30 protein-coding genes are annotated in these 26,217 nt (G+C 41.9%); 7 read left to right on the forward strand and 23 right to left on the reverse strand.

Annotated features, from left to right (window positions below; genetic code table 11):
- Positions 1-36: 36 nt before the first annotated feature.
- The 15 genes from dinB to ABKW31_RS11170 form a co-directional block, all read right to left on the reverse strand.
- The gene (gene dinB, locus ABKW31_RS11100; RefSeq protein WP_348616424.1) at positions 37-1,107 is read right to left on the reverse strand and encodes a DNA polymerase IV; all 1,071 of its coding nucleotides are present in this window, start codon (positions 1,105-1,107) and stop codon (positions 37-39) included.
- Between the two features lie 110 nt (positions 1,108-1,217).
- A complete protein-coding gene (gene nqrM, locus ABKW31_RS11105) occupies positions 1,218-1,451 on the reverse strand; it encodes a (Na+)-NQR maturation NqrM (protein WP_348616425.1) in 234 nt (77 codons plus the stop codon).
- A gap of 12 nt (positions 1,452-1,463) precedes the next feature.
- Positions 1,464-2,480, reverse strand: a complete 1,017-nt coding sequence (locus tag ABKW31_RS11110; protein WP_348616426.1) for an FAD:protein FMN transferase — start codon at positions 2,478-2,480, stop codon at positions 1,464-1,466.
- A gap of 96 nt (positions 2,481-2,576) precedes the next feature.
- On the reverse strand, positions 2,577-3,809 hold the full coding sequence (gene nqrF, locus ABKW31_RS11115) for an NADH:ubiquinone reductase (Na(+)-transporting) subunit F (RefSeq protein WP_348616427.1): 1,233 nt from the start codon (positions 3,807-3,809) through the stop codon (positions 2,577-2,579).
- 26 nt (positions 3,810-3,835) lie between these two features.
- Positions 3,836-4,444 (reverse strand): NADH:ubiquinone reductase (Na(+)-transporting) subunit E, encoded by a 609-nt coding sequence (gene nqrE / locus ABKW31_RS11120; RefSeq protein ID WP_348616428.1) that lies wholly within the window; start codon positions 4,442-4,444, stop codon positions 3,836-3,838.
- Between the two features lie 3 nt (positions 4,445-4,447).
- The gene (locus ABKW31_RS11125) at positions 4,448-5,080 is read right to left on the reverse strand and encodes an NADH:ubiquinone reductase (Na(+)-transporting) subunit D (RefSeq protein ID WP_348616429.1); all 633 of its coding nucleotides are present in this window, start codon (positions 5,078-5,080) and stop codon (positions 4,448-4,450) included.
- A gap of 12 nt (positions 5,081-5,092) precedes the next feature.
- Positions 5,093-5,848, reverse strand: coding sequence for a Na(+)-translocating NADH-quinone reductase subunit C (locus ABKW31_RS11130; protein ID WP_348616430.1), 756 nt, complete (start codon positions 5,846-5,848; stop codon positions 5,093-5,095).
- A complete protein-coding gene (locus ABKW31_RS11135; protein ID WP_348616431.1) occupies positions 5,838-7,049 on the reverse strand; it encodes an NADH:ubiquinone reductase (Na(+)-transporting) subunit B in 1,212 nt (403 codons plus the stop codon). Before ABKW31_RS11135 ends, ABKW31_RS11130 begins: the two co-directional genes overlap by 11 nt.
- A gap of 3 nt (positions 7,050-7,052) precedes the next feature.
- Positions 7,053-8,396, reverse strand: a complete 1,344-nt coding sequence (locus ABKW31_RS11140) for a Na(+)-translocating NADH-quinone reductase subunit A (protein WP_348616432.1) — start codon at positions 8,394-8,396, stop codon at positions 7,053-7,055.
- 388 nt (positions 8,397-8,784) lie between these two features.
- Positions 8,785-9,963: an enoyl-ACP reductase FabV gene (fabV, locus tag ABKW31_RS11145; protein ID WP_348616433.1), complete on the reverse strand. Its 1,179-nt coding sequence runs from the start codon at positions 9,961-9,963 to the stop codon at positions 8,785-8,787.
- 223 nt (positions 9,964-10,186) lie between these two features.
- On the reverse strand, positions 10,187-11,311 hold the full coding sequence (locus tag ABKW31_RS11150; RefSeq protein WP_348616434.1) for a TRAP transporter substrate-binding protein: 1,125 nt from the start codon (positions 11,309-11,311) through the stop codon (positions 10,187-10,189).
- A gap of 5 nt (positions 11,312-11,316) precedes the next feature.
- On the reverse strand, positions 11,317-12,678 hold the full coding sequence (locus ABKW31_RS11155) for a TRAP transporter large permease subunit (protein WP_348616482.1): 1,362 nt from the start codon (positions 12,676-12,678) through the stop codon (positions 11,317-11,319).
- Positions 12,678-13,199, reverse strand: a complete 522-nt coding sequence (locus ABKW31_RS11160; protein WP_348616435.1) for a TRAP transporter small permease subunit — start codon at positions 13,197-13,199, stop codon at positions 12,678-12,680. The genes ABKW31_RS11155 and ABKW31_RS11160 overlap by 1 nt, the downstream gene beginning before the upstream one ends.
- A gap of 190 nt (positions 13,200-13,389) precedes the next feature.
- Positions 13,390-13,710, reverse strand: a complete 321-nt coding sequence (bolA, locus tag ABKW31_RS11165; protein ID WP_348616436.1) for a transcriptional regulator BolA — start codon at positions 13,708-13,710, stop codon at positions 13,390-13,392.
- Between the two features lie 194 nt (positions 13,711-13,904).
- Positions 13,905-14,522: an alpha-ketoglutarate-dependent dioxygenase AlkB gene (locus ABKW31_RS11170; RefSeq protein ID WP_348616437.1), complete on the reverse strand. Its 618-nt coding sequence runs from the start codon at positions 14,520-14,522 to the stop codon at positions 13,905-13,907.
- Between the two features lie 32 nt (positions 14,523-14,554).
- Between ABKW31_RS11170 and ABKW31_RS11175 the strand changes: the two genes are divergently transcribed.
- From ABKW31_RS11175 to ABKW31_RS11185, 3 genes are all read left to right on the forward strand, one after another.
- Entirely contained in the window at positions 14,555-15,700 is a 1,146-nt protein-coding gene (locus ABKW31_RS11175; RefSeq protein ID WP_348616438.1) for a methyltransferase, read from the forward strand.
- A gap of 195 nt (positions 15,701-15,895) precedes the next feature.
- Entirely contained in the window at positions 15,896-16,156 is a 261-nt protein-coding gene (locus ABKW31_RS11180) for a hypothetical protein (protein WP_348616439.1), read from the forward strand.
- A 68-nt stretch (positions 16,157-16,224) separates the two neighbouring features.
- The gene (locus ABKW31_RS11185) at positions 16,225-16,566 is read left to right on the forward strand and encodes a hypothetical protein (protein WP_348616440.1); all 342 of its coding nucleotides are present in this window, start codon (positions 16,225-16,227) and stop codon (positions 16,564-16,566) included.
- 63 nt (positions 16,567-16,629) lie between these two features.
- Here the strand turns inward: ABKW31_RS11185 and ABKW31_RS11190 are convergent, their stop codons facing one another.
- Complete coding sequence (locus ABKW31_RS11190; RefSeq protein WP_348616441.1) at positions 16,630-17,382, reverse strand: transporter substrate-binding domain-containing protein; 753 nt, start codon at positions 17,380-17,382, stop codon at positions 16,630-16,632.
- Between the two features lie 176 nt (positions 17,383-17,558).
- Here ABKW31_RS11190 and ABKW31_RS11195 point away from each other — a divergent pair, with 176 nt between their 5' ends.
- A complete protein-coding gene (locus ABKW31_RS11195) occupies positions 17,559-18,161 on the forward strand; it encodes a peptidylprolyl isomerase (RefSeq protein ID WP_348616442.1) in 603 nt (200 codons plus the stop codon).
- Here ABKW31_RS11195 and ABKW31_RS11200 read toward each other — a convergent pair.
- The 4 genes from ABKW31_RS11200 to efp all read right to left on the reverse strand — a co-directional run bounded on the left by ABKW31_RS11200 (position 18,139) and on the right by efp (position 20,791).
- The gene (locus tag ABKW31_RS11200; protein WP_348616443.1) at positions 18,139-18,687 is read right to left on the reverse strand and encodes a GNAT family N-acetyltransferase; all 549 of its coding nucleotides are present in this window, start codon (positions 18,685-18,687) and stop codon (positions 18,139-18,141) included. The genes ABKW31_RS11195 and ABKW31_RS11200 overlap by 23 nt on opposite strands.
- Positions 18,688-18,692: 5 nt before the next feature.
- Complete coding sequence (locus ABKW31_RS11205) at positions 18,693-19,136, reverse strand: hypothetical protein (RefSeq protein ID WP_348616444.1); 444 nt, start codon at positions 19,134-19,136, stop codon at positions 18,693-18,695.
- Between the two features lie 25 nt (positions 19,137-19,161).
- Positions 19,162-20,139, reverse strand: coding sequence for an elongation factor P--(R)-beta-lysine ligase (gene epmA, locus ABKW31_RS11210; protein ID WP_348616445.1), 978 nt, complete (start codon positions 20,137-20,139; stop codon positions 19,162-19,164).
- Positions 20,140-20,221: 82 nt separating this feature from the next.
- On the reverse strand, positions 20,222-20,791 hold the full coding sequence (gene efp / locus ABKW31_RS11215) for an elongation factor P (protein ID WP_348616446.1): 570 nt from the start codon (positions 20,789-20,791) through the stop codon (positions 20,222-20,224).
- 35 nt (positions 20,792-20,826) lie between these two features.
- Here efp and epmB point away from each other — a divergent pair, with 35 nt between their 5' ends.
- Positions 20,827-21,852, forward strand: coding sequence for an EF-P beta-lysylation protein EpmB (gene epmB, locus ABKW31_RS11220; protein ID WP_348616447.1), 1,026 nt, complete (start codon positions 20,827-20,829; stop codon positions 21,850-21,852).
- Positions 21,853-21,903: 51 nt separating this feature from the next.
- Here epmB and ABKW31_RS11225 read toward each other — a convergent pair whose 3' ends face one another.
- Positions 21,904-22,095 carry a hypothetical protein gene (locus ABKW31_RS11225; protein ID WP_348616448.1) on the reverse strand — a complete coding sequence of 64 codons (192 nt, stop codon included), beginning with the start codon at positions 22,093-22,095 and terminating at the stop codon, positions 21,904-21,906.
- 92 nt (positions 22,096-22,187) lie between these two features.
- On the opposite strand from ABKW31_RS11225, the gene ABKW31_RS11230 reads away from it, so the two are divergent.
- Both ABKW31_RS11230 and ABKW31_RS11235 read left to right on the forward strand, forming a co-directional pair.
- Positions 22,188-22,496, forward strand: a complete 309-nt coding sequence (locus tag ABKW31_RS11230; RefSeq protein ID WP_348616449.1) for a hypothetical protein — start codon at positions 22,188-22,190, stop codon at positions 22,494-22,496.
- A 105-nt stretch (positions 22,497-22,601) separates the two neighbouring features.
- Positions 22,602-22,937, forward strand: a complete 336-nt coding sequence (locus ABKW31_RS11235) for a hypothetical protein (RefSeq protein WP_348616450.1) — start codon at positions 22,602-22,604, stop codon at positions 22,935-22,937.
- Positions 22,938-22,973: 36 nt separating this feature from the next.
- Here ABKW31_RS11235 and ABKW31_RS11240 read toward each other — a convergent pair whose 3' ends face one another.
- Both ABKW31_RS11240 and parE read right to left on the reverse strand, forming a co-directional pair.
- A complete protein-coding gene (locus ABKW31_RS11240; protein WP_348616451.1) occupies positions 22,974-24,254 on the reverse strand; it encodes a hypothetical protein in 1,281 nt (426 codons plus the stop codon).
- A 57-nt stretch (positions 24,255-24,311) separates the two neighbouring features.
- Positions 24,312-26,207 (reverse strand): DNA topoisomerase IV subunit B, encoded by a 1,896-nt coding sequence (gene parE / locus ABKW31_RS11245; protein WP_348616452.1) that lies wholly within the window; start codon positions 26,205-26,207, stop codon positions 24,312-24,314.
- Positions 26,208-26,217 lie beyond the last annotated feature (10 nt).

Consider the following 26,217-nt stretch of genomic DNA (forward strand, 5'->3'; position numbering starts at 1 on the left):
AGTTTACCTAATCTTTGTAAAAGCTCACTCAAATTATCAAATATTTATTAAGTGATTAAAATCAAAGGTCAATTGCTGTACTTGAGTATCCGCTAACAGACCAACGTGTAAGCCAACCAAACGAATACCCCTGCCGTCTTGTCGTGCAAGTGCTTGCTGGAGTAAATCTTCAAAATAATCCTGATTTAACGCATGGCAACGATGCTCAACAGTAGTCTGTTGAAAATCGCTAAATTTGAGCTTAATACCTTGGCTTTGTATCCTAAGATCAGGACTCGACTTAAGCAGACGTTTTTTAAGCTGAGGGTATAGGCTTTGAATCATTATTCTACAGTCATCTTGATTTTGAATATCTTCGGACATAGTGCGCTCTACACCTACTGACTTTCGCTGTCGGTCAATTTGTAGCTCTCTCTCATCTTCACCGTGGCTCCGAGCCCAAATAATGGCCCCAAATTTTCCAAAGCGCTTAAGCAGTTCATCAAAAGGAAAAAGACGCACATCAGCGCAAGTAAATAGACCCATAGCGTTGAGCTTTTCACAGGTTACCTTACCAACACCCGGAATTTTACGCAGCGGCTGCTTGAGAACAAAAGCATCAAGCTTATCGGGCGTGATGACACAAATGCCATTTGGCTTATTTTCATCACTAGCAATTTTTGCCACAAACTTGCAAGGAGCAACACCAGCCGAAGCCGTCAGTTGCGTTTCGTTAAAAATAGCTTGGCGGATATCGTTAGCGATAAGGGTCGCGCTACCACCAAATAAGTCACTATCACTTACGTCAAGATAGGCTTCATCTAAAGATAGGGGTTCAATTTTATCAGTATAGCGACTAAAAATTTCACGTATTTGCTGTGAAATTTGGCTGTATATTTCCATACGACCCGGCGCCAAGACTAAATCTGGGCAGAGTTTAAAAGCATGAGCAGTGGCCATGGCTGAACGCACACCAAACTTTCGAGCGATATAGTTGCAGGTAGAAATGACACCGCGTCGATCGCTACTGCCCCCTATCGCTAAAGGGACATTTTGTAAGTGGGGATTGTCGCGCATTTCAACAGCCGCATAGAAACAATCCATATCAATATGTATGATTTTTTTCATGGCCAACAACACTGTATGTTATTACAGTATTTTGCAATAAATACAAAAGAAGTCAATAAGAAAGGCCGGAGTAACCGGCCTTTCTTATTAATAACGGCGTTGTTATGCCACTATAAAATTTGATTCTTTTTCCATTCACTTAATTTTTCTTGACGATGTTCTTCGCGCTCCAAACGCGCTTTCTTGCGGTCACAAGGCTCTGGGCAATCACATGCTTTTGCAATGCCCAAGGCACCTAGACCACCGCAACTGCCGCTTATGGTTTTTTTCTGAACCCAATAACCAACGGACATCGCGGCCACAACCACAACAAAAAATACGAAAGCTAAAATAAAAGTACTCATAAAATATCCTGGTTAATATACCGTGACTATTTGATCAAACATCGGACTAGTATACTCTTTAAACTCATTACCTTCTTTAGTAATCAGTAAAACAGCAAGTTGATTTTCTATCGCCAGTGACAAGGCTTTATCTTTACCCATAATGCTCAAAGCAGTCGCTAGTCCGTCGGCCGTCATACAAGATGCAGATACCACCGTAACCGACACTAAATTATGGGTAATCGGGGAGCCTGTCAATGGATCGATTAGATGTGAATAGCGGACACCATCCTCTTCAAAATAATTACGATAGTCGCCTGACGTGGCGATACCATTATTGCCAACACTAATAATACGCTCCACAGCACGTTCTTGGGTAACAGGTTTCTCGATAGCTATCCGCCATTCAGCACCACTTAACTTTTTACCAGATAAACGCATTTCCCCGCCAATTTCCACTAAATAGTTAGTGATCTGTTGTTCTTCAAGTACTTGCGCAACACGGTCAACACCATAACCTTTAGCGATAGTAGACAAATCAACGTATAGGCGAGGATCGGCTTTGCTGGCAGAATTTTTGTCTAATATGAGTTTATCTAAACCAATATGAGTGCTTAGCTCAGCGACTACATCTTTGCTTGGAGCTTTTTCAGGACGCGCTTGCGGTCCAAAGCCCCATAGGTTAACTAAGGGCCCAATGGTCACATCTAGTAAGCCGCCACTTAGTTTACCTAAACGCTTTGCTTCTCGCATGACGAGTAAGGTTTCTTCAGATAGCGGAAACGGCTCACTACTTTGCCATTGATTAAAACGAGACAGTTCTGAGTCGGGCATATAAGTCGACATCAACTTATTTACATCGAGCAAAACTGCGTATATCTCTTTTTGTAAGATATCTGCTTCAACCCCATCATTTGGCACATACTTAATATTATATATCGTGCCCATAGTGGGCCCGCTTAAATAGATCTCAGATTGATTCTCTGGAGAGCATTGACTGAGAAACAAAATAAAAAAAACACAGAAGGTTGCTCTAATGCTAGTGCGCATGGTTGTTTTCCATAGATAAAATAGACCCAAAAAAGGGGCTTACGCCCCTTTTAACTATATTTTACTTCAAGGGATTATTCCCAGTGACTGAAAAATCTAGCCACCAAAGTCATCCAGCATGATGTTTTCATCTTCAACACCCAACTCTTTCAGCATGTTAATCACAGCAGCATTCATCATGGGTGGACCACACATGTAGAATTCACAATCCTCAGGCGCTGGGTGAGCTTGCAAGTAGTTTTTTAATAATACTTGGTGAATAAAACCGGTATAGCCTTCCCAATTATCTTCAGGTTGAGGGTCAGAGAGTGCCACATGCCAATCGAAGTTTTCGTTTTCTTTGGCCAACATGTCGAAATCTTCAACATAAAACATTTCACGCAACGAGCGAGCACCATACCAAAAGGTAATCTTTCGATCGGTTTTAAGACGACGTAATTGGTCAAAAATGTGCGAGCGCATCGGTGCCATACCGGCACCGCCGCCAACAAATACCATTTCAGCTTTAGACTCTTTAGCAAAAAACTCACCAAATGGGCCAGAAATTGTTGCCTTGTCGCCTGCTTTAAGACTCCAAATATAAGATGACATTTTACCTGCTGGCAAGGTCAAATTATTAGGTGGCGGCGTAGCAATACGCACGTTCAACATAATAATACCTTCTTCTTCTGGGTAGTTTGCCATGGAGTAAGCGCGAATAGTTTCTTCGTCTACTTTTGATTCAATATTGAAAAAACCAAAACGTTCCCAGTCACCGCGATACTTATCAGGTACTTCGAATTCTGAATATTTTACATGGTGAGCAGGCGCTTCTATTTGAATATAACCACCGGCTTTGAAAGGCACGCTTTCACCATTAGGAATTTTAAGCTTAAGCTCTTTGATAAAAGTGGCTTTGTTATCGTTAGATATAACTTCACAGTCCCACTTTTTGATACCAAAGATTTCTTCTTCTAACTCAATATCCATGTCTTGTTTAATAGACAATTGGCAAGACAAGCGACAACCGTGTTTCGCTTCTTTTTTACTGATATGGTCAAGCTCAGTAGGTAAAATTTCGCCACCACCTGACTTAACTTCAACACGGCATTGGCCACATGAACCACCGCCACCACATGCTGAAGAGACAAAGATACCATTGTTAGCCAGTACGCCAAGCAGCTTATCACCTGATTGAGCTGTTAAACGTTTGTTTGGATCGCCGTTAATAGTGATAGTGATATCACCCTCGGGTACTAATTTCGATTTAGCAAGCATGATGATTGCAACCAAGGCTAGTACGATGACAATGAACATGCCAACACCTAGGTATATTTCATTTGGATTCATTAATAGTTACTCCTAATCGATGTGGATTACAGTGAAATGCCAGTAAAAGACTGGAAACCAAGGGCCATTAGACCCGCGATCATAAACACTGAACCTAAACCTCTTATACCTTCTGGCATATCAGCATATTTCAACTTTTCTCTAACAGCAGCCATCAAGGTAATAGCGATAGCCCACCCCAATCCACTGCCGATGCCATAAACGATACTTTCACTAAAGTTGTATTCACGTTGTATGGCGAACGCTACACCACCAAAAATGGCGCAGTTAACTGTAATCAATGGCAAGAATATACCTAAGGCGTTATACAAGGCGGGGAAGAACTTATCCAGAGTCATTTCCAACACCTGTACTAATGCAGCAATAACACCAATGAAAGTTAAAAAGTTCAGGAAGCTTAAATCAGCATCAGGAAAACCAGCCCATGCTAACGCGCCCGGAGCTAAAATATTCACATAGATAACTTGGTTTACGGGCACAGAAATACCTAAAACAACTATTACTGCTACGCCTAGACCCATAGCGGTCTTAACTTTTTTCGATACAGCTAAAAAGGTACACATACCTAAAAACAAAGACAGAGCCATGTTCTCAATGAACACAGATTTAACAAATATACTAATGTAGTGTTCCATGAATTACTCCTTAGGCTCGACTTGTTCAGGTCGAATGGTACGAATTGCCCAGATTAGACCTGCAATCAAGAAGAATGAGCTAAAAGGTAAAATCAATAAACCATTACCTTGATACCAGCCACCGTTTTGAATAAGTGGCATTATTTCAAAACCTAAAAGCGTGCCAAAACCAGCCAACTCTTTAATAGTTCCGATAACAATCAATACCAAAGAGTAGCCCAGTCCATTACCAATACCGTCTAAAAATGACATAAAGGGTGGACTCTTCATGGCGTAAGCTTCAGCTCGTCCCATTACAATACAGTTAGTAATAATCAAACCTACAAACACTGACAGCTGCTTAGAAATTTCATAACTGTAGGCTTTTAGTATTTGGTCAACCACAATTACCAAAGAGGCAATAATGGTCATTTGAATAATAATCCGTACACTCGAAGGAATTTGCTTACGAATAAGTGAAATAAACAAGTTTGAAAATGCCGTTACTGTGGTCAAGGCTATACCCATAACCAAGGCAGTTTCTAATTTAGTAGTAATTGCTAATGCCGAACAAACGCCCAGTACTTGCAAAGCGATAGGGTTATTGTCCAGGAGTGGCCCGAACAGTACCTTTTTCATTTCTTTAATTTCAGCCATGATAAAAAGCCCTTATGATTTCCAAGTCTGGTTTTTGAGGAACGGTCCATAGCCGTTATCGCCGGCCCAATAATCAAGCGTATTTTGTACGCCGTTACTGGTTAATGTTGCACCCGATAACGCATCAACTACATAGTCGCTGGAAGAGTCGGCATTTTTCTTCACTTCAATGGCAACTTCGCCATCTTTGAAAATTTTCTTACCGTCCCATTGAGCTTTCCAGCTTGGGTTTTGAACTTCACCGCCTAATCCTGGGGTTTCTTTCTGTTTGTAATAAACCAATTCACGAACAGTATTTCCGTCGACATCCAGTGCTAAATAACCATACATCATGTCCCACAAGCCGCTGCCGTTTACCGGTAAGATAATACGATTTACTTGACCCGTATCATCTTTAACTAAAAAGATATTAGCCACGCTAGAGCGATATTGAAACCCAACATTACTGTTCTCAACTTTGACGCTGTACTTGGGTTGCTTAGCCGCTTTGTACATATCAAAATCATTTGCAACCTCAACATATTCACCAGTACTTAAGTCGATAAAACGTTCTTCAACAAATTTGTCGTAAGTACCTGCAATATCACCGGCAGCGATGTCAGATAAGCCAGCAGCTTCAATAATATTTGATTGCTGATCTAACTTAGCATTGGTCTCTTGCAGGCTTCGCAAGCCAACAGCAGAGCCTGAAACAATGATTGAACAGACCAAACACACGGCCAATACAACGCCAATGGTTTTTCCTAAAGTTTCTTTCTTAGCCGACACGTGCCATCCTCCGTTTTATATTGCTTTGGGCAACAAAGTAATCAAATAAAGGTGCCCATAAATTGGCAAACAATATTGCTAACATCATACCTTCAGGGAAGGCGGGGTTAATAACTCGGATCATCACACACATCGCACCAATCAATATGCCGTAGCCCCACTTACCGATATTGGTAAACGACGCTGACACAGGGTCAGTTGCCATAAAGAACATCCCAAAGGCAAAACCACCTGTGACTAGATGCCAATACCAAGGCATAGCAAACATCGCATTAGTATCACTTCCAACAAAGTTGAGTAACAAACTAAAAGCGGCTCCCCCTAGTAATACGCCTAATACGATTCGCCAAGAAGCAATGCGTAGGTAAATTATAAATAAACCACCTAACATGATTGCCAAAGTTGATACTTCGCCCATAGAACCTTGGATGTTACCTAAGAAAGCATCCCACCAATCAGCATTAATACTCCAATCAGTTACCGATCCAGAAGCCGCTTTACTTAGCCAAGTTGCGCCAGAGAAGCCATCGGCTGCAGTCCAGATTGCATCACCAGAGATTTGTGCTGGATAAGCAAAGTATAAAAATGCGCGACCTGACAAAGCAGGGTTCAAGAAGTTACGTCCGGTACCACCAAAGACCTCTTTAGCGATAACCACACCAAAAGTAATACCTAAGGCGACTTGCCACAGAGGTATTGTCGCTGGCAACGTTAAGGCAAAAAGTACTGAGGTAACAAAAAAACCTTCGTTAATCTCATGCTTTCTAACTGAAGCAAACAATACTTCCCAGAAGCCACCAACAATAAAGGTCACGGCATACACAGGAATAAAGAAACATGCACCATATAAAAACATGGCTAAACCGCCAGTACTCTCGAGGCCAATTTGACCACCTAAGGCACTGAATAAGGCTGCTTGCCACATGTCAGGCAAAGTACCTGCGTTAGCAAGTATTGCGTTGTGCGCTTGATGACCAATGTTATACATACCGTAAAACATGGCGGGAAACGTCGCCATCCAAACCATTATCATAATACGTTTCAAGTCAATACTATCGCGTACATGAGTATTGGCTTTGTTTACCTTACCAGGAGTATAAAAAATGGTTGCTGCAGCTTCGTACAAAGCATAAAACTTTTCATACTTGCCGCCCGCTTCAAAATTAGGTTCAATCTTTTCTAAATACGTTTTTAAGCCCATGACTTAACCCTCTTTCTCAATCTTATCTAGACAATCACGCAAGATAGGCCCGTAGTTATATTTGCCAGGGCAAACATAAGTACACAAAGCCAAATCTTCTTCGTCCAATTCCAAGCAACCTAGGCTCTGTGCTCCATCTGTATCACCCGAGATGATATCTCTGAGTAACAAAGTAGGCAGAATATCTAAGGGCATAATGCGCTCGTAGTTACCGATAGGAACCATCGAACGATCAGAACCATTAGTGGTTGTAGTCATCTTGAACAGACGTTTAGGACTCAAGTGCGCCAAATACGCTCGTGTTACTGAGTGCTGGTTAACACCTGGCTTCAGCCAGCCAAACAATTCTTTTTCACGACCTTCGCGTAATACAGAAACCTGCACATGGAAGCGACCCAAATACCCATGGACACCGTTCGCTTTATTACCTAACAAAACTGACCCTGAAAGAATTCGCAAGTCACCGTCATTCACTTCGTTAGCAGTTAGCTGGCTAATATCAGCACCAACTAAGGTCCTGACCAAGCGAGGATTTTTAACTTCAGGTCCGCCAAGAGCGACAACCCGAGTAGAATCAAGCTCACCCGTAGTGAACAAATGACCGATGGCAATAACGTCTTGATAGCCAACATGCCAAACCTTTTTAGTCTGACCAACAGTATCTAAAAAGTGAATGTGGGTACCGACTAAGCCAGCAGGATGAGGCCCAGAGAACTCGTTACTTACCACTTTATTGACCGAACCGGTGGGAATAGTTGAACCCGGTGCTTTACCAACAAATACTTTGCCTTCAGTTAGCTGACTAATGACTTGCAAGCCATTAACAAAGTCTTCACTACGTTGAGCAATAATGACTTGTGGGTCAGCTGCTAAAGGATTGGTATCCATGGCACTAACAAAGATCGAATGGGGTCTGCTATCCAAAGCCGGAGATTTACTGTAGGGACGCGTTCGAATAGCGGTCCACAAGCCGGACTTAACCAATTGGTCTTGTACTTTGGCGGCATCCAAAGAAGCAAGTTCAGTTTGGCTAAACTTAGCAAAATCTTCACTTTCATCACCGTCAAGTTCAACAACCACAGATTGCAAAACACGTTTTGCTCCGCGGTTAACTTCAATGACCTTACCCGCGATCGGTGCAGTAAATAAAACCCCAGGATTCTTTTTGTCTTCAAAAAGAACTTGGCCTTTTTTCACTACATCGCCTTCTTGAACATGCATTGTAGGACGCATGCCAATATATTCTTCACCCAAAATAGCAACACGGTTAATTTTATTACCATCATGGATCGTTTGTTGTGGCACTCCCTCAATGGGAAGATCTAGCCCTTTCGTGATTTTTATCATACGCAATTGCACTACTCTAATTAATACACAGCACGATTAGACTCTCTTTGTTAAGCCGATATGAGTCTAGCCAAAAATCTAATCGTGATGTGTCTTGTTGTAACTCCGCTGAAATCACTTGCGGCTCTATGATTTGCTACCTTGCCTTCGCTTTATTTATTCTTAAAACAATAGATAAAGATCAACCTCATGTCATTAGCGGTGGAATTTTAGCACCAACCAAAGGCTATCTGCCACGCAAATTATGGTTTAAAACCTTTTTTTATGGTTTTTTTATTAATTTACTGCCAAGTTTCCTGATATCCGGGAGTAAAATCTACCATTAGCTTGATAAAATAAAAAACCGCAAGAGCACGGTTTTTTATTTTTCCGTTAATTAAGCCTCAACTTACCACTCAACTAGAGGTTCAACATCTGCTTCATAATCAACTCCTTGAATGTCAAACCCAAAGAGTTTTAAAAACTCATGATGGTAGCCGGCATAGTCACTAAGCTGATGGAAATTATCTTGGGTTACTTGATCCCACAAACTCGTTATTTTGGCCTGTGTACTATCATTAGTTTCTTTGGCATTCATATACAAACGCCCAAGTTCGTCAGTAACAGGCTGAGCTTGAGTTAATTTTTCATTAAACAAATCATAGATTTGCTCGATACATCCCTGGTGAGTGCCTTCTTCTTTCATAACTTTATAAATAAGTGAAATATATAAAGGCATCACAGGTATAGCTGAACTTGCTTGGGTAACCAGTGCTTTTAAAGATGAAACATAAGCTTGAACCTTTTTATCAGCTTTAGTTTTTACTATTGCAGCAGCAGCCCGATCCAAGTCTTCTTTAGCTCGTCCTATGGTGGCTTGACCGTAAATTGGCCATGTCAGTTCTTTACCAACATAGGTATAAGCCGTTGTTTTACATCCATCCGCCAGCAGGTCTGCGTCAGCTAAAGCGTTTAACCACAGTTCCCAATCTTCGCCACCCATGACTTTAATAGTTTGCTCAATTTCATCGTCGTTAGCTGGCTCAAGCGCAATTTCATGAACTAGATTTTTATCTGTATCATAGGTTTTGGTCTTGTAAGCTTGCCCAACCGGTTTTAAGGTTGATTTATAAACTTCACCAGTTTCTGGATCAGTACGACGAGGCGAAGCCAAACTGTATATGACTAAATCAACTTTACCCATATTGGCTTTTAAGGTATCGATAACCTCTTGTTTCATTTCCTTACCAAAAGCATCGCCATTTAAAGTTTGAGCATATAAACCAGCGGCTTGTGCTTCTTGATGGAATGCGGCGGTATTGTACCAACCGGCCGTAGCGGTTTTTCTATCACTAGGTGGCTTTTCAAAACAAACGCCTAAGGTGTTAGCACCACCCGCAAAGGCCGCAGTAATTCTAGACGCTAGGCCATAACCTGTTGAACAACCAATAACCAATACGTTTTTAGGCGCATTATGTAACTCACCTTGCGCTTGAACATACGAAATTTGCTGTTTTACATTTGCAGCACATCCAATGGGATGTGCATTAGTACAAATAAAGCCACGGATCTTAGGCTTAATAATCATGTTTTTTTCCTACTATTTTTATCTGCCAGTATTGTACCCGTTCAAAAGCCAAAAACAGATCTGAACAGCTTAAAAACGATGAATATCTTAGTCATCGCTACCATTTTTATTAGATATTACCCATCTAGTGCGAATACGGCGGTAAACTATAACAAAAAAGTCGATTAACGATGAAACCAAACCTATGCCTCACTCATTTTCCAATCAAACATCAAGGCTGATTTTATGGTTGCTCACTCGCACGATTTTTATAATATTCAAATTCAGAAATTTTGTGGTATTGCGCCACCTTAGTTTGGAATGCCATATACGACTCATACACTTTTTTAAACATCGGATCGGCCGCTGCTTGCTCCTGCATAACTTCGAGCGACGCTTTGCGCAGACCTTGCATTACGTCATTGGGAAGAGGTTGCATATTAACTCCATGTTTGTTCACTAAGGTTTGCATCGCTTCGTTATTACGTGCTGTGTATTCGGCTAACATATCTTGATTAACGGCTTGAGTGGCAACTTCAATGATAGCTTGTAAGTCCTGCGGTAAGGTTTCAAAAGCAGCTTTGTTAACAATGAATTCTAAAGCCGCGCCAGGTTCATGCCAGCCAGAATAATAATAATAGTCAGCCGCCTTATACAAACCAAAAGCGAGATCATTGTAAGGGCCAACCCATTCAGTGGCGTCAATAGCGCCCGATTGCAATGAGGTAAATAGGTCACCACCGGTAAGTGCCACAGGAATACCGCCTACTTTTTTGAGCACTTCACCGCCCAAACCAGGTATGCGCATCTTTAAGCCTTTCATGTCATCTAGGCTGGTGATTTCTTTTTTAAACCATCCAGCCATTTGTACACCGGTATTGCCACCAGGAAAGGGAATGAGACCAAAGGGCTCATAAACTTCTCGCCATAGCGCGAGTCCACCACCGTAGTAAAACCAACCATTCATCTCCTGTGCGTTCATGCCAAAAGGAATAGCCGTAAAAATCTGCGCGGCCGGAGCTTTACCTTTCCAGTAATAAGCCGCGGCATGACCCATTTGGGCGGTTCCACCCGCTACAGCATCAAACACCTCAAAACCGGGAACCAATTCACCGTCACCATAAACTTTGATTTTCAAGCGACCACCCGACATGCGCTCAACCTCTTTAGCAAAGGTTTCTGGTGCTTTGCCTAAACCGGGAAAATTCTTCGGCCATGAGGTAACTAACTTCCATTCATATTGTTGTTGTGATTGCGCCCCTTGGGTATCTACTTGCTCTTTACCACAGCCTTGTAATATCAGGCTCAGGCCCAAGACAGCAATAAAACCCAAAAAAGTTAAGTTAAAACGAATTTGTTTAGTAAACATTGAATTTATCCATATAGATAATGGGGCAACCACGTGGCCAAATTAGGCCATATAGCCAGGACGATTAATAGCAAAAGTTGGATCAAAATAAAGGGTATAACACCCCGATAGATGTCGGATGTCAACACAGATTTAGGGGCTACCCCACGCAAATAAAATAAGGCAAAACCAAAAGGGGGAGTCAAAAATGAGGTTTGTAAATTAATCGCAATCATAATACCCAACCAAATTGGATCTATTCCCATCGCCAGTAAGACCGGGGCCACTAACGGTACAACCACAAAAGTAATTTCGATAAAATCGAGGATGAAACCCAATAGAAAGATGACAACCATTACGAGCAATACAGCGGCAAAGACGCCACCTGGCAACTGATTAAATACGTCAGCAATCAACTCTTCACCACCAAAGCCTCGAAATACCAATGAAAACACTGAAGCACCAATTAATATCAAAAACACCATAGAGGTAACTTTTGTGGTATTTAGCATCACTTCTCTAAGCTTGTGTATAGTCAATTGCCCCTGCAGCAGAGCAAGCGCCAAAGCCCCCATAGCACCCACACCAGCAGCTTCTGTTGGGGTTGCAAACCCACCTAAAATAGACCCTAGTACTAACAAAATTAATACGATGGGCGGCAATAGCGCCATAAAAATATTTGTCCCTTGCACAATATCCGGCGCCGCTTTAGGTACTTTATGTGGTTGCAGCCAAGTCACCACTAATACATAGATGAGATACAACGTAACTAATATTGCCCCAGGGATAATCGCCCCCACAAACAAATCACCCACGGAGACAGAATCGGGCGAAAAGTTCCCCATGCTCAACTGAGCTTGTTGATACGCGTTGGATAACACATCACCCAATAACACAAGTGCAATAGAGGGAGGGATAATTTGTCCTAATGTACCCGTTGCACAGATACTTCCTGCGGCAAAACTAGGTGCGTAGCCCTGTTTTAACATAGAAGGCAAAGAGAGCAAGCCCATAGTCACGACAGTAGCACCCACGATACCTGTGCTTGCGGCTAATAAGGCCCCGACTACGATCACAGAAATAGCTAAACCGCCTCGGTATTGTCCAAAAAGTTGAGTCATGGCAGCAAGCAGGTTTTCAGCGACCTTAGACTTTTCTAACATTACCCCCATAAATACAAAAAGCGGCACGGCAATAAGCGTTTGGTTGGTCATAATCCCATAGAAGCGACTGGGCATAGCATGTAAATAGGCTTCGTCAAAATGTCCGGTCACCAAACCAACTAGTGCAAATATCAATGCAGTACCGGCTAGTGAGTAAGCGACCGGATAACCTAAAAGCAGCACAAGGCATACTGCAACAAACATAAAAAGGGGGATAAATTCAATCACTGGCTCTCTCCTTGACGCCAATTCATAAGGTTACGCAGCAACTCAGCTAAACCTTGCAGATTCATCGTGATGCAAAAAAGTAAAATGAGTGACTTAAGAGCGAAAACAAGAGGAAGACCGCCCGCTTCTGGTGAGCGCTCTAAAAGATCCCAAGCAGAGCTGACATAGTCCCAACTCATCCACAAAATAAAAAAGTTTACCGGCATTAGGAGAAGTAAGGCACCAGCGATATCGACGAGTGCTTTATTTTTTGGACTAAAACGACGATAAAATATATCCACTCTAACATGTTCATTTACTCGTAGAGTATGTGCCGCACCCAATAAAAAAACCATGGCATGCATGTACATAACCGATTCCTGCATGGCAATCCAACCGAGATTAAAGCCGTATCGCAGAACAACAATTAAAAACGTTTGCAGGACCATAAACAGGGTAAACCAACTGACTAACTGACACAGACGAAAATGCAAGGCATCGATATGCGCTTGCCAAAAACTGGCATTTATTGAAGACATGACAACTATTCGATATCCATGCGTCGAGCTATTCTCCCAAATCAAAGCTTTTTTGCAAAAGCTGAAAGGATGTTAGCCAAAATTAAGGTGAGGATTTTTAACAAAAATTACACATAAAAGGAAGGGTGAAACGAAAAATGCTCAACCTTATCTGCCCAAGTGGCTCAGATAAGGTCTATATTCGGACTAACTATGCGGGCACCCGACCTCCCCCAAGGCATCTGGGCGAATCTGGTGCAGCACCAAAAAGATGATGCCATTCATCATGAGTGTAAGTGTGTAGAGCCAAGGCGTGGATATGTTGGGCCAATTCTTCTTTCAGCACGGCATTTACCGCACGATGCCTATTGATTAGACGTTCTCCGGCAAATTTAGGGGTTACCAATACAACCTTGAAATGACTCTCCGAACCGCTTGGCACATTATGCATAAAGCTTTCATTAATCACTTCCAGGTGGGCAGGTTCAAAGTGCGCTAGCAACTTCTTTTCAATATTGTTTTGGATATTCATATTTTCTTCCTGACGCTTAAGCAGATAAAAACAAAAGCGTAATAGTCGACTTGGCTATGGGTGGCCTACACATTAAATTTAGTCCTATTTTCTTACTAAAAAAATCTGTTTTTCGTCATTTTTGTTAAATTGACGCTAAGCCATTGAGCCATAGCGAGTTATTTATTGAGACTCTAACATTCAACAAAAGCGACCTATTTGAAAATGGTTCGAAAAGTTAGATTAACTCTCGCTTGCAAAGGTCGTTTCGTTTTAGCAATGCCATGCTGCCAATATTTTTGGGTTTTTCCCTTCATAATCAACAAACTACCAGAAACCAAGGGCAAACGAATTCTCTCCTTGCTACTTTTATGGGAAAAAATCAAGGTGCGCTCTTGGCCCAAACTTAAAGATGCGATACAAGGCTCTAGCCCCAGTTCAGGTTCGTCATCGGAGTGCATCCCCATACTGTCTTGGCCATCTCGATATAAATTTGCCAAAACTGAATTGTAAGTATGACTGGTTTTTTGTTCACATAATGCTCTGAGGGTCAGTAGAGGATCTGTCCAGCCATTCGGCTGCATAGTTAAGTTAGAATAACAATAACTGGCCTCGCTATCGCCATACCATGCCTGTAAACGTGGCACTTTGAATAACTTACCGTACAATTGAATTTGCTCTTCGCGCCACTCTAATTTGTGTTTCAGCAGATTAAAGTAATGTAGCGCTTGGTCAGGGAGCAAAAAACTTGGATAATAGTGTACATCTGCATCCACCATATTGAGTTGAATGCTTTCGCCCGCTCCTTGCATACCAAAGAGTTCTTGTTGCATACCTAAGAGACTCCCTAGAGGTAAAATAATTCATGAAAGCCAGTTTAACGCTTATCGACAAGAGCCTAAAGCTTCTTCGCTATCCCCCACAGTTGCAACATCCAAGCTGGCAGGCCTGGGATGCGGCTGACGAATACATCATAGAATATGTGCAAGCTTTACCGAGCCTCAGTGCATCAACTCGCCTGCGTATCTATAATGATGACTTTGGTGCGTTAGCTTGTTGGTTTGTCGATTACCCAACAACGTGGATTAGTGATTCCTTTGTAGCCCATCAATCTTGTTTGATGAACCTAGCTAGCAATAATCTTAACGCAAACAATATACGTTTTGTCGATAGTTTGGATCGTATTGATAATCCATGTGATCTCGTGCTGATTAAAATTCCTAAAACCACGGCTTTACTGGAACAGCAATTAATTGATTTGCAAGCGGTTGTCACACCCGATACGCAGGTCATTGCTGCAGGAAAAATGTTAGCTATTCAAAAATCCACCCTGGCTTTATTTGAAAAATATCTCGGCCCTACCACGACTTCTTTAGCTAAGAAAAAAGCTAGACTGATTTTCTGTCAGCCCACTGGTAAATTAAGCCATACGTCGCCCTATCCCACTCGATGGTTAACAGAAAATCCCCAGTTCGAGTTGAGTAATCACGCGAACGTGTTCTCTCGACAACAATTAGATATCGGTGCTCGATTTATGCTGCAACATTTACCTAAGGTTGGTAAACAAAGGCTGGTTGATTTGGGTTGTGGCAATGGCGTACTAGGTTTGCATGTATTGCATAAGAATCCTGATGCTCATGTTATTTTTGTTGATGAGTCTTATATGGCCGTCGCATCGGCGAAAGAAAATATAAAAAATAATTTGCCTGAGGCCCTTGAGCGCAGTGATTTTATTGTTGGCAATTGCCTTGAAGAATTTCTCACAGACTCGAAGCAAAGCTCTGTCGACTTTGTGTTGTGTAACCCACCGTTTCATCAACAAAATACCATTACAGATCATATCGCCATGCAAATGTTTAGTGATGCAAAAAAAGCCCTAAGCAATGGCGGAGAGTTGATTATTGTAGGTAATCGGCATTTGGATTATCCCAATAAACTAAAACGCATGTTTAAATCAGTGAACCATGCGGCTAACAACCAGAAATTCAGCATATTTATCGCTAGAAAATAAGGCGTCGGCAGCGAATACCTCTTATAACATTAGGTGATTCGCAGCCAATTTAGTCAATAATGGCATATTAAAAATTAACTCTAATAGCATTATTTCACATCAAACTAACTCCCCCTTATATTCACCACTTCTGCACTTTTTCTGCACAATCAAATGACATACTTACGTTCAGATAATCTAGTATTTGGAAACAATATGAAAACAATTTACCCCTTTATTCTGTGTGCAGGCTCTATCTTATTTTCTGGCAATTTATTGGCCCAAGAAGACAATCAAAAACCCGGCCACAAACCGCCTCAAGAAGCGGTTACCGCCTGTAAAGGAAAATCAGAAGGCGACATAGTGAGTTTTGAAACCCCTCATGGCGACACTGTTGAAGGCACTTGTAAATTGATGCAAGAGCAATTGGCTGCAGTACCTGCCAAGGGGGAGCGCCCAAAACGCAAAAAAGACTAGGAGGTAGTGAGGTAAATGATGCACAAGTTTAGGCTTGGGCTTAATTTTAAATTAATGGAGTACTCAATATGCAAATAGACGGTGCAAATAATCAATTGATTACGCCTGCAGCTGTTAATCAACGCCCACCACCCAATGGCGGTCCACCTCCACCAGGAAGCACACCACCGGGCCTTGAAAATGCCGTCTCAACTTTGTCTCAAGAGGAACAAGATAGCGTATCTTCAAGCTTAAAGGCTCTTAGCAAAGAGCAACAAGATGAACTTAAAAGCATCTTAGACGAGCTTCAGAGCAGAGCAACTTCAATGTCTGATCAAGAAATAGGGCAGTCTTTCTTAACTGCTTTAAACAGCATTTCAAGCAACACAAGCCAAACAAACAGTACAAATATCATTGATACTTTTGCTTAAGCTGAAGACAGCACAGAATTTTGTGCTGTTTTTAATCTAGTGTGCAGGCAGAATAATCAACAACTACTGATTAACCTTTTGCCAATCTACCCCATAATATTGTTGCATCAGTGCCTTATAAGAAGGGTCGGCGACTGCGGTTGCCGTGGCCCTTTTAAGTCTAACAACATCAATTGATGTCGGCGTTTTTTTTGATAATTGCAACCATTGTGCCCGAGTTCCAAGCACCAACTTATTTGCAAAATCAATCGGTTCTTGACCTAAATACACATGTGACAACTGATAATAAAGCACCAAAGCGCTACCTGCTACCGCGTCTATCCTGCCTTTATTTAGTAAAGCTGCGGCTTGCCCATAATTAGTAAGCTCAACGACATTGAATTTCCCCGCTAAACTGATAGTGTCACTTAAATCTGTACCTCTAGTTTTACCGATTATCAATCCGTCTAAGCTGGCTAAGGAAGAAAGTTTAAAACGTCTATTGGCAACTATGATAGTTTGCATATCTTGCACATGCTCGACGAAGTCTATAAAACTCGAATTCTGCGGATATCTGAACAATATCCCACCATCATGTTGACCCTCTTGAAGACTGTGTAAAATTCGGGCGTACGGCATCAACTCAAGGCGAATACAAATTCCAGAAAGTTGCTCAATGTTTTTTAATAATTCGATATGCACGCCACGCTTTTCTCCATTTGAGTCGACAAAACCGAGTGGCGCTGAATCAATAACATGAAAGTTCAGGCAGTTTTTTTGGCCGTAAGCACAGGTGCCAACACACAAGAGCAATAACAAACCAAACTTAAATTTCATACCATGCCTTATAAACTCAAATCTTTGATATGAGTATTTTGTATCTTTTTTAAGCAAGTTATCAGGATGGATATTTAAAAGCAAAATTGCAAATTTGATAATCATTTTGAGAAGTGTTAAAAAATTTGCTAGGTTGCCCCTAAATTCTCTAAGTACTTTTATTAAATAGGCGTTTCATGTTGCGATACATATTGATTTTAGTTTTGCTTTCCATTTCCACTAGCATAGTTGCTGCAGCGAAGGATGATGGTTCACAAATTCAAGCGGGTAATTATTATCCAAGAGTTAAATTTGAAACCTCTATGGGCGACATTATTGTAGAACTTAACCGGAAAAGAGCGCCACTAACGGTAAATAACTTTTTACGTTATGTGCAAAAGCGCAGTTATGATGGCACGATATTTCATCGAGTTGTCATTGATTTTGTGGTGCAAGGCGGTGGATACGATGAAAACTTTGCTGAGTTATTTTCTTATGGGGATATTTTCAATGAATCAGGTAATGGTCTGAAAAATGACAAATACACCATAACAATGGCCAGACAAGACGACCCACATACCGCAAACCGCCAATTCTTTTTTAATATGGACGATAATGTCACCTTAAATCCTGGGCGATATTGGGGTTATGCGGTATTTGGCTCTGTAGTAGAGGGTTATGAAGTATTAGACAAAATTTCCCTAGTGCCCACGGGCATCGACCCTACCTATGGTTGGTCGGATGTACCAGTAGAAAAAGTTATCTTAAAAAGAGCGATCATATTACCGATGCAGTTTTAAGCCATGTTGCCTTACTTAGCTCAAACAAATTGCTGCCAGGATCATTTTCATCCATATGGTGCAGCCCCTTAAAAGTAAAACCGAGTTTTTGTAATAAAGCCTGGGAGCGCACATTGATTTTTGACGTAATAGCCGCTAAACAGTCTATGGATCTATGCTGGAAACTATGGGCAATCACAGCAGACGCGGCCTCATACGCGTAACCTTGTCGACGGGCTGCGGCTAGAAATGCAAAACCGACATCAGGCATGGGCAGATTATCGCGTTTTAATAAACCACAAAGACCGAGTGGTTTGCACGACTCAATACTCTCAACCAATAACAAACCCAGTCCATGTTGTTGATACATGGCTTGAGGACCATCACAAATATAACGTTTCGCATCTTCGATAGAATGCACGCCTTTGTCGCCAATATAAGTCAACCAATCCGGATCGGTCACCAGTTCTAGGATAAACTCTGCATCATCCATAATCAGTGGTCTTAAACGTAAGCGCGATGTCAGCAAGTTTTGTATCTTTTCCAAGCCATTTAATTCCCCGCCACCATGCACAATACGATGTACATAAAAATCAGCACTAGATGCGGATATGCCACAGTGGGCCTTAAGGCCTGACCCAAATATTCATTGATTAAACCCTTACTCGACGGACGAAGCGCCAACCAACTCTGATTAAATTGAAAAGGCACAATTTCAGGGTGATAAATACCACTTATATTTTTATGGATAGCTTCTTCTACGAGCAATAAACGTTGCGAAATCCTTTCTTTGAAGGTGCACCAAATAGCATCTTGTAGCCATAGAATAGCGACGACTAACAAGGTCCATAAGCCCACTCCTAAACTAAACCACAATAAACAACTGAGGCTAACATTAAGCAATTTAATCAATAATGAAAATTTTTCATAACTGTCAAACTGATTTTGTAAGGTCTGCCATTCATTTTGAAAAAGTAAAACGGTATCGGTTTGCATTATTTATCCTTGTGGATGATAAAAATTAAGCATTGGCATAACCAAAAGCTAATACTTGGGAAATGTGCTGGCAATCGAGGGCCAACATAATAAGTCTATCTACACCGACGGCCACACCAGCACAAGGTGGTAGGCCCGACTCCAACGCAGCCAGAAAAAACTCATCTACTGCTATGGTGGGCAAACCCACTTGGTGTCTTTTTTTATTATCTTGTTCAAAGCGCCTACGCTGCTCGCTAGCATCACTTAATTCATGAAAACCATTGGCTAGTTCAACACCGCGATAATAAAGCTCAAAACGCTCAGCCACCAAAGGATTGTTTGGATTAAGCCGTGCTAAAGCCGCCTGACTTGCGGGAAAGTCATACACAAAACAAGGTTGATGTTGACTTATTGCGGGCTCAATATGCTGACTAAACAGCAAGTTTAATAAAATATCAGGATCAGTTTCAGCAAGCGCTAATTCAGTGTAACCCCGCGACTCACATAAACGTTTAAGACTCGCCATATCTTCGAGTAAAGGATCAAATTGCAAGTGTTGTATAAATGCTTGTTGATAAGTAAGACGCCCTGCGTTGGCTGTGCCAAGAATAGCGCAGGCCAATGTTTCAACTTCATCCATCAGCATAAAATGGTCATAATCAGGGCGATACCATTCCAACATGGTAAATTCTGGATTATGCAAACGCCCTGCTTCTTCGTTTCTAAAGGCTTTACTCAGCTGATAAATGGCACCGCTACCCGCACACAGTAAACGCTTCATGGCAAACTCAGGTGAGGTCTGCAAATACAGTTGGGTGACGACAGGCGATAGAGGATCATCAAATCGACAACTAAAGGCGCGTAAGTTTAAATCCGTCACACTGGCGTGGCACAGTGTGGGTGTGTCAACTTCCATTACGTCTCTTTCTGCAAAAAACTGCCTAATTTTCTTAATGATTAATGCACGCTGACGCAGTACATCGAGTTTTGCTGAAGGCTGCCATTGAGTAGCTAGGCTCATGATGATGACTCAAATTTAATTTCTTAGGTTTAACGAACAAAAAAGCTCACCTAAGTGAGCTTTTTAAGTTAACTACTGACTATTATTTTTGCGCTCGTGAGACGTATTCACCACTGCGGGTATCCACTTTCACTATTTCACCTTGCTGCACAAACAAAGGCACTCTAACTACGGCACCTGTTGTTAAAGTAGCTGGCTTACCGCCGGTCCCTGCCGTATCACCTTTTAGGCCGGGATCAGTTTGCACAATTTCCAGTTCAACAAAATTGGGGGGAGACACGGTAATTGGAATACCATTCCACAAAGTAATAGTGCAAAGATTGTTTTCGACCAACCATTTAAGATTGTCACCAATTGCTTTAGAATCAGCAGCGATTTGCTCAAAAGTGTCGTTATTCATAAAGTGCCAGAATTCACCGTCTGAATACAAGTAAGCAAGTTCAACATCCATGACGTCTGCTGTTTCAAATGTTTCATTGGATTTAAAGGTTTTTTCGAGTACTTTGTTGGAAATCAGTTTACGTAACCTAACGCGACTAAAGGCTTGCCCTTTACCCGGTTTAACAAATTCATTTTCAAGAATGTTGCAAGGTTCGCCGTCGAGCATTAATTTAAGGCCCGCTTTAAATTCGTTTGTACCTATAGTAGCCATGTATCCTCGTAAATATAACTATGCTGAGTCTTTAATTGTTAGCAATAATACCTAAAAAAATCATCGCTGTAGAGCATAACTGGCAAAAAGAACTGGCAATGGCTTTTTCTGACCCTATTGCCTTGCTCAATTACTTGCAAATACCAGCTGAATCCTTCGAGCAAGACATCAAAGCGAGGTCACTGTTTCCCTTGCGTGTACCGCGACCTTTCGCGGCAAGAATGGCTAAAGGCGATCCTGATGACCCGCTATTTAAGCAAGTTTTTACCAGCCACTTAGAGTTCAATAAACAGACTGAATTTGTTGCCGATCCATTAAATGAACACCAAAATGCTCAGCCTGGCATACTGCATAAGTACCAGAGTCGTTTGCTGATGTTAATACGCGGTGGCTGCGCAGTTAATTGTCGCTATTGTTTCAGGCGTCATTTCCCTTACGCTGATAACCATCTAAATCGAAGTGAATGGCAAGAAGCTCTGCACTATATCCGCCAAGATAAGCAGTTAAATGAAATCATTTACTCCGGTGGCGATCCATTAATGGCCAAAGATGATTTTTTGCAGTGGCTAACCCAAGAAATAGCCATCATTCCACATATCACTCGTCTACGTATCCATACTCGTCTGCCGGTGGTTATTCCTTCACGCATTACCACCGAACTTATTGACTGGCTGACGGCTACGCGACTAAAGCCCATTTTAGTGCTGCACATCAATCACGCCAATGAAATTGATGAGAATGTTAAGCGCGCTATGGGCAAACTGAAAAAAGCGGGAGTAACCCTACTTAATCAAGCAGTATTACTTAAAGGTATTAATGATCAGCCAACACAGCAAGTCGCTTTAAGTGAGGCCTTGTTTGATTGCGGCATTCTACCTTACTACTTGCATGTATTAGATAAAGTAGAAGGTGCCAGCCATTTTGATCTTGATGATAATCATGCCCGTGACTTACTCAGTCACATGATCAGATTATTGCCGGGTTACCTTGTACCTAAATTAGTCAGAGAAATGAGTGGCCAACCAGGTAAAACCCCCATCGACTTAAAACTACATCCTTAAAATAAGCCCCACAGATTCTTTACGAGAACATGAGGGGCTGCACGATTAAACTCAGGCAAACGTGTCTACATTAGAACCGATTGCTGAATTAGCCGATGTTACTTTTGGCACGTCAGCTGCTGATTCCAGCAGTTGAAGCGTCGCTCGACCGTCGCGTTCTTGCTGTGATTTAGCAAGTTGCAAAGCTTTTATTTCAAGCGCCGACCCGGATGCACCAGAGGAACCCGCCCCTTGAATATCCATACCAACTCCCCTATTACTTGTAGCAAAGTTTAAAAACGGGCAGAATTGCCCGCCTCGTCACGTTATCGACCAACTATAGAAAAACTTTAGCCATGCAATCAATTATTCAACAATTATCTGAAAATCTTCAACTTATTTATCGAAAAGCCATCGATGCGGATCAAATCATTGGTCATCTGCGCAACGATGGAAAAGGCAAGTTTAGCGCGATCTTTCCAGCACAAGCAGGCTTCGAACATCAAGGTAAATTTTTTAAACCCTATGTAGAAGAGATAGCAAAAATCATATTAGAGCTGGAGCAGTTTGATCAAGCAACTCAGAAAAAAACAATCGCTAAAATAGTCAAACAAATGGAGCTACTGCTATCAACCCTGAGTCAATTTCAAAATAGTGTGCGTTAAAACAGCGGTATCTTGCGAGTTAATGTGTCGATTTCTTTCAATTTTGGCACTTAGCGACCATACTTTTAGATGAACTAAAATATTATTTTTTGCGGGGGGATTAAAATGGATATTTCATCGGTTGGCAATGTACCTCAATTAGCCTTTGCCTCTACCCCTGCGAAACCCGCACAAAGCGACAATAAAATTGCCTTTGGTATTGGCCAAGATAAAGCTGTGGAATTATCTGCTCAAGGTAAAATTTTACAACAAGCTGAACAAGCCCAAAATCAACGCACTCAAAATATTCAAGCAAACCCAAAAGATGCAGAACCTAAGGCTAATACAGAACAAATGAATGACTTTGTTCGAGTATCAAGTAGCGCAGGCTCTGCGCAAAGAAACAACCTCAGTAGCGAACAGGCAACTGAGGTTTATCGCTCTATCGAAAAATTATTGTAATTTAACATCTAGCCGCGGCTTACTGCCCCGGTTGGCTTATTGATGGATGGCTAATGAGTCAACCCTACTATGAATTTCATTGATTAATTTAAGATATTCAGGGCTATCTATCGTATCAAAGCGTTGCTTAAATTCAATTTTACTGAAGCCTTCAGGTAGCCCCGATATACTCGGAAAGAACACGGTCTCACTTGAAATTCCGGCTAGCAGACTTTGGAGTTGCAAGGCTTTTTCTGGTTCAGTCGCCGTTTGAGCAAATTTAACACCTGCATAATCAGCACTTAAATCTACAAAGCTATAGCCACTGCCGCCTTCGCCTCTGTCCATCAACTCTTTAAACTCGCCGACTGCAATACTCAAACCTTGGTCTGATAAAACTTTAATCGCTGCTGAGAAAATAAAGTGCTGATTAAGATCAACCCGCTGAGCCAAAATAGCGGGTGCCTTCGGCAGCGCTATCTTACCCACCACTGGCTGGACTTCACCGACAAAATTAGCAAAACGGTAATGGCCAACAAATATAGCCAATGCCATAATGGCCGCTTCATTTTCTTTAACGGCTGTTTGATAACTGGAACGCTCTTTCACTTTAACAAAAACCGGGCCAATAAACTTAGCTAAAGATTGCGATCTGGATTTTTTTGCTACATCTAAGCTGTTTAAATATTTTAAATAATAGGCAGTGCGCAAACCTAATTCTTCATCACCGATAGGGTTCATACTTTGCTTGACTGTATTTAACTCATTCAAAAAGTCATCAAGAGGCTGGATATGCACGGTCATCACTCCATCCATCATAGTGATGTTTTCAACTTGCGCAATAAACTGCGTAGCAATATCGCTGCGGGTATACCAATCAGCTAAATAGGTTACTACTGAAAGAGCAAGACTTCCTGGTATTGCCAGACCACCGACTTTCACATGCTCTAATTCAATGCCTTGGGCCGGTAATACATTAATATTAAGATTAACGTATTGTCCAAAAGGGTTAGCAGGTAACTTATACGAAGCAGACAAAGCCGTACGCTTGGCTGAAATGTCAACCACTCCATTAAAATGTTGATGAGCGCGTTGGGCAAACCCAACCAGGCTATTGAGTTGCACAGCATTAAGTTCAATCGTTTGGCGTTCAGAGCGGTTTCTAAAACTATCACTGATTTGGCTCATCAAAGCTTTGACAGAATCCGCTTCATCCACCTGCTGGCTGCTATTGGCGATGACCAAGGGTTGAGATTCAATAGCAACAAACAGCAGTCCTGCCAAAGTGATCATTAACACCAGTAAAATAATGAATAAAAATTTAAAAAATCTAAGCACTCTAAGCTCCAATTAAACCGAAAACATCCCTAATCTGAAGTGGTCAGTGCTTATATACTACAAAGTCACTTCAGCTAAATTACCTTTGGACTCTAGCCATTCTTTGCGATCTGGCGCGCGCTTCTTAGCCAGTAACATATCCATCATTTCTAACATGGATTCTGCATCATCTATGGTCAATTGCACCAAACGGCGGGTATTCGGGTCCATGGTAGTTTCGCGCAGTTGCAAGGGGTTCATCTCACCCAATCCTTTAAAGCGTTGAACATTAACTTTACCGCGTTTTTTTTCAGCTTCGATACGGTCGAGCACACCTTGTTTTTCGCCGTCGTCCAGGGCGTAATATACTTCTTTGCCCACATCGATTCGGTATAAAGGCGGCATGGCCACGTAAACGTGACCTAAGTTGACCAGCTTACGGAAGTGTTTTACAAACAAAGCGCACAGTAAGGTGGCGATGTGCAAACCATCAGAATCGGCATCGGCTAATATACAAATTTTATTGTAACGCAGACCGCTCATATCTTCTGAATCTGGGTCAATGCCCAACGCCACAGAAATATTGTGGATCTCTTGGGAAGCCAATACTTCTGACGAATCCACTTCCCAACTATTTAAGATTTTTCCTCGTAGCGGCATAATGGCTTGGAAATCTCGGTCGCGCGCCTGTTTAGCTGAGCCACCAGCCGAATCGCCTTCGACTAAGAAGAGTTCAGAGCGAGTGGTATCTTGGGTAGAGCAGTCAGTTAATTTGCCCGGCAACGCTGGGCCCTGGGTGACTTTTTTACGCGCTACTTTTTTGCTTTGACGAAGTCGATTTTGCGCATTATTGATGCACATGTCAGCGAGTAATTCAGCAATATCGGTATGGCGATTGAGCCACAAACTAAAAGCGTCTTTTACCACACCAGAGACAAAAGCAGCGGCTTGGCGAGAAGACAAACGCTCTTTAATTTGGCCTGCAAACTGCGGGTCTTGCATCTTGGTTGAGAGTATATAACTGCATCGGTCCCAAATATCTTCTGGGGTTAGTTTAACCCCCCGGGGCATAAGATTGCGGAATTCACAAAATTCACGCATTGATTCTAACAATCCTTGACGCAAGCCGTTCACATGAGTTCCACCTTGCGCTGTGGGTATTAGGTTAACGTAACTCTCTGTAACTAAGTCGCCGCCTTCTGGTAGCCAGACTATGGCCCAGTCAGCTGCTTCATTATTTGCTGAAAAAGAGCCAACAAAGGGCGCATCAGTGGGCAGGGTGATGCTATCTTTAACTGCTTGCTCAAGATAGTCACGCAGGCCATCTTCGAAATACCATTCTTGACTTTCATTGCTTATTTTATTGTCGAAACGAATTCGTAAGCCAGGGCATAACACTGCTTTGGCACGCAGAATATGCAATAGTTTGCTGACCGAAAACTTTGCTGAATCAAAGTATTGCGGATCGGGCCAAAAGTGTACTTTGGTACCCGTATTACGTTTGCCACAGGTATCAACTACCTGCAACTCTTCGACCTTATCACCATTTTCAAAGGCCATTTGATAGACATTGCCGTCGCGACGAATACTCACTTCAACTCGTTTTGACAGGGCATTAACCACCGAAATACCAACCCCATGCAAACCACCTGAAAACTGATAATTCTTATTAGAAAACTTACCACCAGCATGGAGTTTAGTCATAATCAGTTCCACACCAGAAATTTTCTCTTCTGGATGAATATCTACGGGCATACCTCGACCATCATCGGTAACGGATAAAGACTGGTCTTCATGCAATACAACGCGAATTGACGTGGCATAACCACCCATTGCCTCATCAACACTGTTATCAATAACCTCTTGGCTAAGGTGATTGGGTCGCGTGGTGTCGGTATACATGCCTGGGCGACGTTTTACGGGGTCAAGTCCATTAAGGACTTCAATGGCGTCTGCGTTATATTGATTTGTCATAGTTTTTATT

The sequence above is a fragment of the Paraglaciecola sp. 25GB23A genome (genome assembly GCF_040012495.1).
Classification (GTDB): domain Bacteria; phylum Pseudomonadota; class Gammaproteobacteria; order Enterobacterales; family Alteromonadaceae; genus Paraglaciecola.

Coding starts and splice junctions, on each gene's coding strand:
- dinB (WP_348616424.1), bottom strand. CDS start 1,107: ATGAAAAAAATCATACATATTGATATGGATTGTTTCTATGCGGCTGTT.
- nqrM (WP_348616425.1), bottom strand. CDS start 1,451: ATGAGTACTTTTATTTTAGCTTTCGTATTTTTTGTTGTGGTTGTGGCC.
- ABKW31_RS11110 (WP_348616426.1), bottom strand. CDS start 2,480: ATGCGCACTAGCATTAGAGCAACCTTCTGTGTTTTTTTTATTTTGTTT.
- nqrF (WP_348616427.1), bottom strand. CDS start 3,809: ATGAATCCAAATGAAATATACCTAGGTGTTGGCATGTTCATTGTCATC.
- nqrE (WP_348616428.1), bottom strand. CDS start 4,444: ATGGAACACTACATTAGTATATTTGTTAAATCTGTGTTCATTGAGAAC.
- ABKW31_RS11125 (WP_348616429.1), bottom strand. CDS start 5,080: ATGGCTGAAATTAAAGAAATGAAAAAGGTACTGTTCGGGCCACTCCTG.
- ABKW31_RS11135 (WP_348616431.1), bottom strand. CDS start 7,049: ATGGGCTTAAAAACGTATTTAGAAAAGATTGAACCTAATTTTGAAGCG.
- ABKW31_RS11140 (WP_348616432.1), bottom strand. CDS start 8,396: ATGATAAAAATCACGAAAGGGCTAGATCTTCCCATTGAGGGAGTGCCA.
- fabV (WP_348616433.1), bottom strand. CDS start 9,963: ATGATTATTAAGCCTAAGATCCGTGGCTTTATTTGTACTAATGCACAT.
- ABKW31_RS11150 (WP_348616434.1), bottom strand. CDS start 11,311: ATGTTTACTAAACAAATTCGTTTTAACTTAACTTTTTTGGGTTTTATT.
- ABKW31_RS11160 (WP_348616435.1), bottom strand. CDS start 13,199: ATGTCTTCAATAAATGCCAGTTTTTGGCAAGCGCATATCGATGCCTTG.
- bolA (WP_348616436.1), bottom strand. CDS start 13,710: ATGAATATCCAAAACAATATTGAAAAGAAGTTGCTAGCGCACTTTGAA.
- ABKW31_RS11170 (WP_348616437.1), bottom strand. CDS start 14,522: ATGCAACAAGAACTCTTTGGTATGCAAGGAGCGGGCGAAAGCATTCAA.
- ABKW31_RS11175 (WP_348616438.1), top strand. CDS start 14,555: ATGAAAGCCAGTTTAACGCTTATCGACAAGAGCCTAAAGCTTCTTCGC.
- ABKW31_RS11180 (WP_348616439.1), top strand. CDS start 15,896: ATGAAAACAATTTACCCCTTTATTCTGTGTGCAGGCTCTATCTTATTT.
- ABKW31_RS11185 (WP_348616440.1), top strand. CDS start 16,225: ATGCAAATAGACGGTGCAAATAATCAATTGATTACGCCTGCAGCTGTT.
- ABKW31_RS11190 (WP_348616441.1), bottom strand. CDS start 17,382: ATGAAATTTAAGTTTGGTTTGTTATTGCTCTTGTGTGTTGGCACCTGT.
- ABKW31_RS11195 (WP_348616442.1), top strand. CDS start 17,559: ATGTTGCGATACATATTGATTTTAGTTTTGCTTTCCATTTCCACTAGC.
- ABKW31_RS11205 (WP_348616444.1), bottom strand. CDS start 19,136: ATGCAAACCGATACCGTTTTACTTTTTCAAAATGAATGGCAGACCTTA.
- epmA (WP_348616445.1), bottom strand. CDS start 20,139: ATGAGCCTAGCTACTCAATGGCAGCCTTCAGCAAAACTCGATGTACTG.
- efp (WP_348616446.1), bottom strand. CDS start 20,791: ATGGCTACTATAGGTACAAACGAATTTAAAGCGGGCCTTAAATTAATG.
- ABKW31_RS11225 (WP_348616448.1), bottom strand. CDS start 22,095: ATGGATATTCAAGGGGCGGGTTCCTCTGGTGCATCCGGGTCGGCGCTT.
- ABKW31_RS11230 (WP_348616449.1), top strand. CDS start 22,188: ATGCAATCAATTATTCAACAATTATCTGAAAATCTTCAACTTATTTAT.
- ABKW31_RS11235 (WP_348616450.1), top strand. CDS start 22,602: ATGGATATTTCATCGGTTGGCAATGTACCTCAATTAGCCTTTGCCTCT.
- parE (WP_348616452.1), bottom strand. CDS start 26,207: ATGACAAATCAATATAACGCAGACGCCATTGAAGTCCTTAATGGACTT.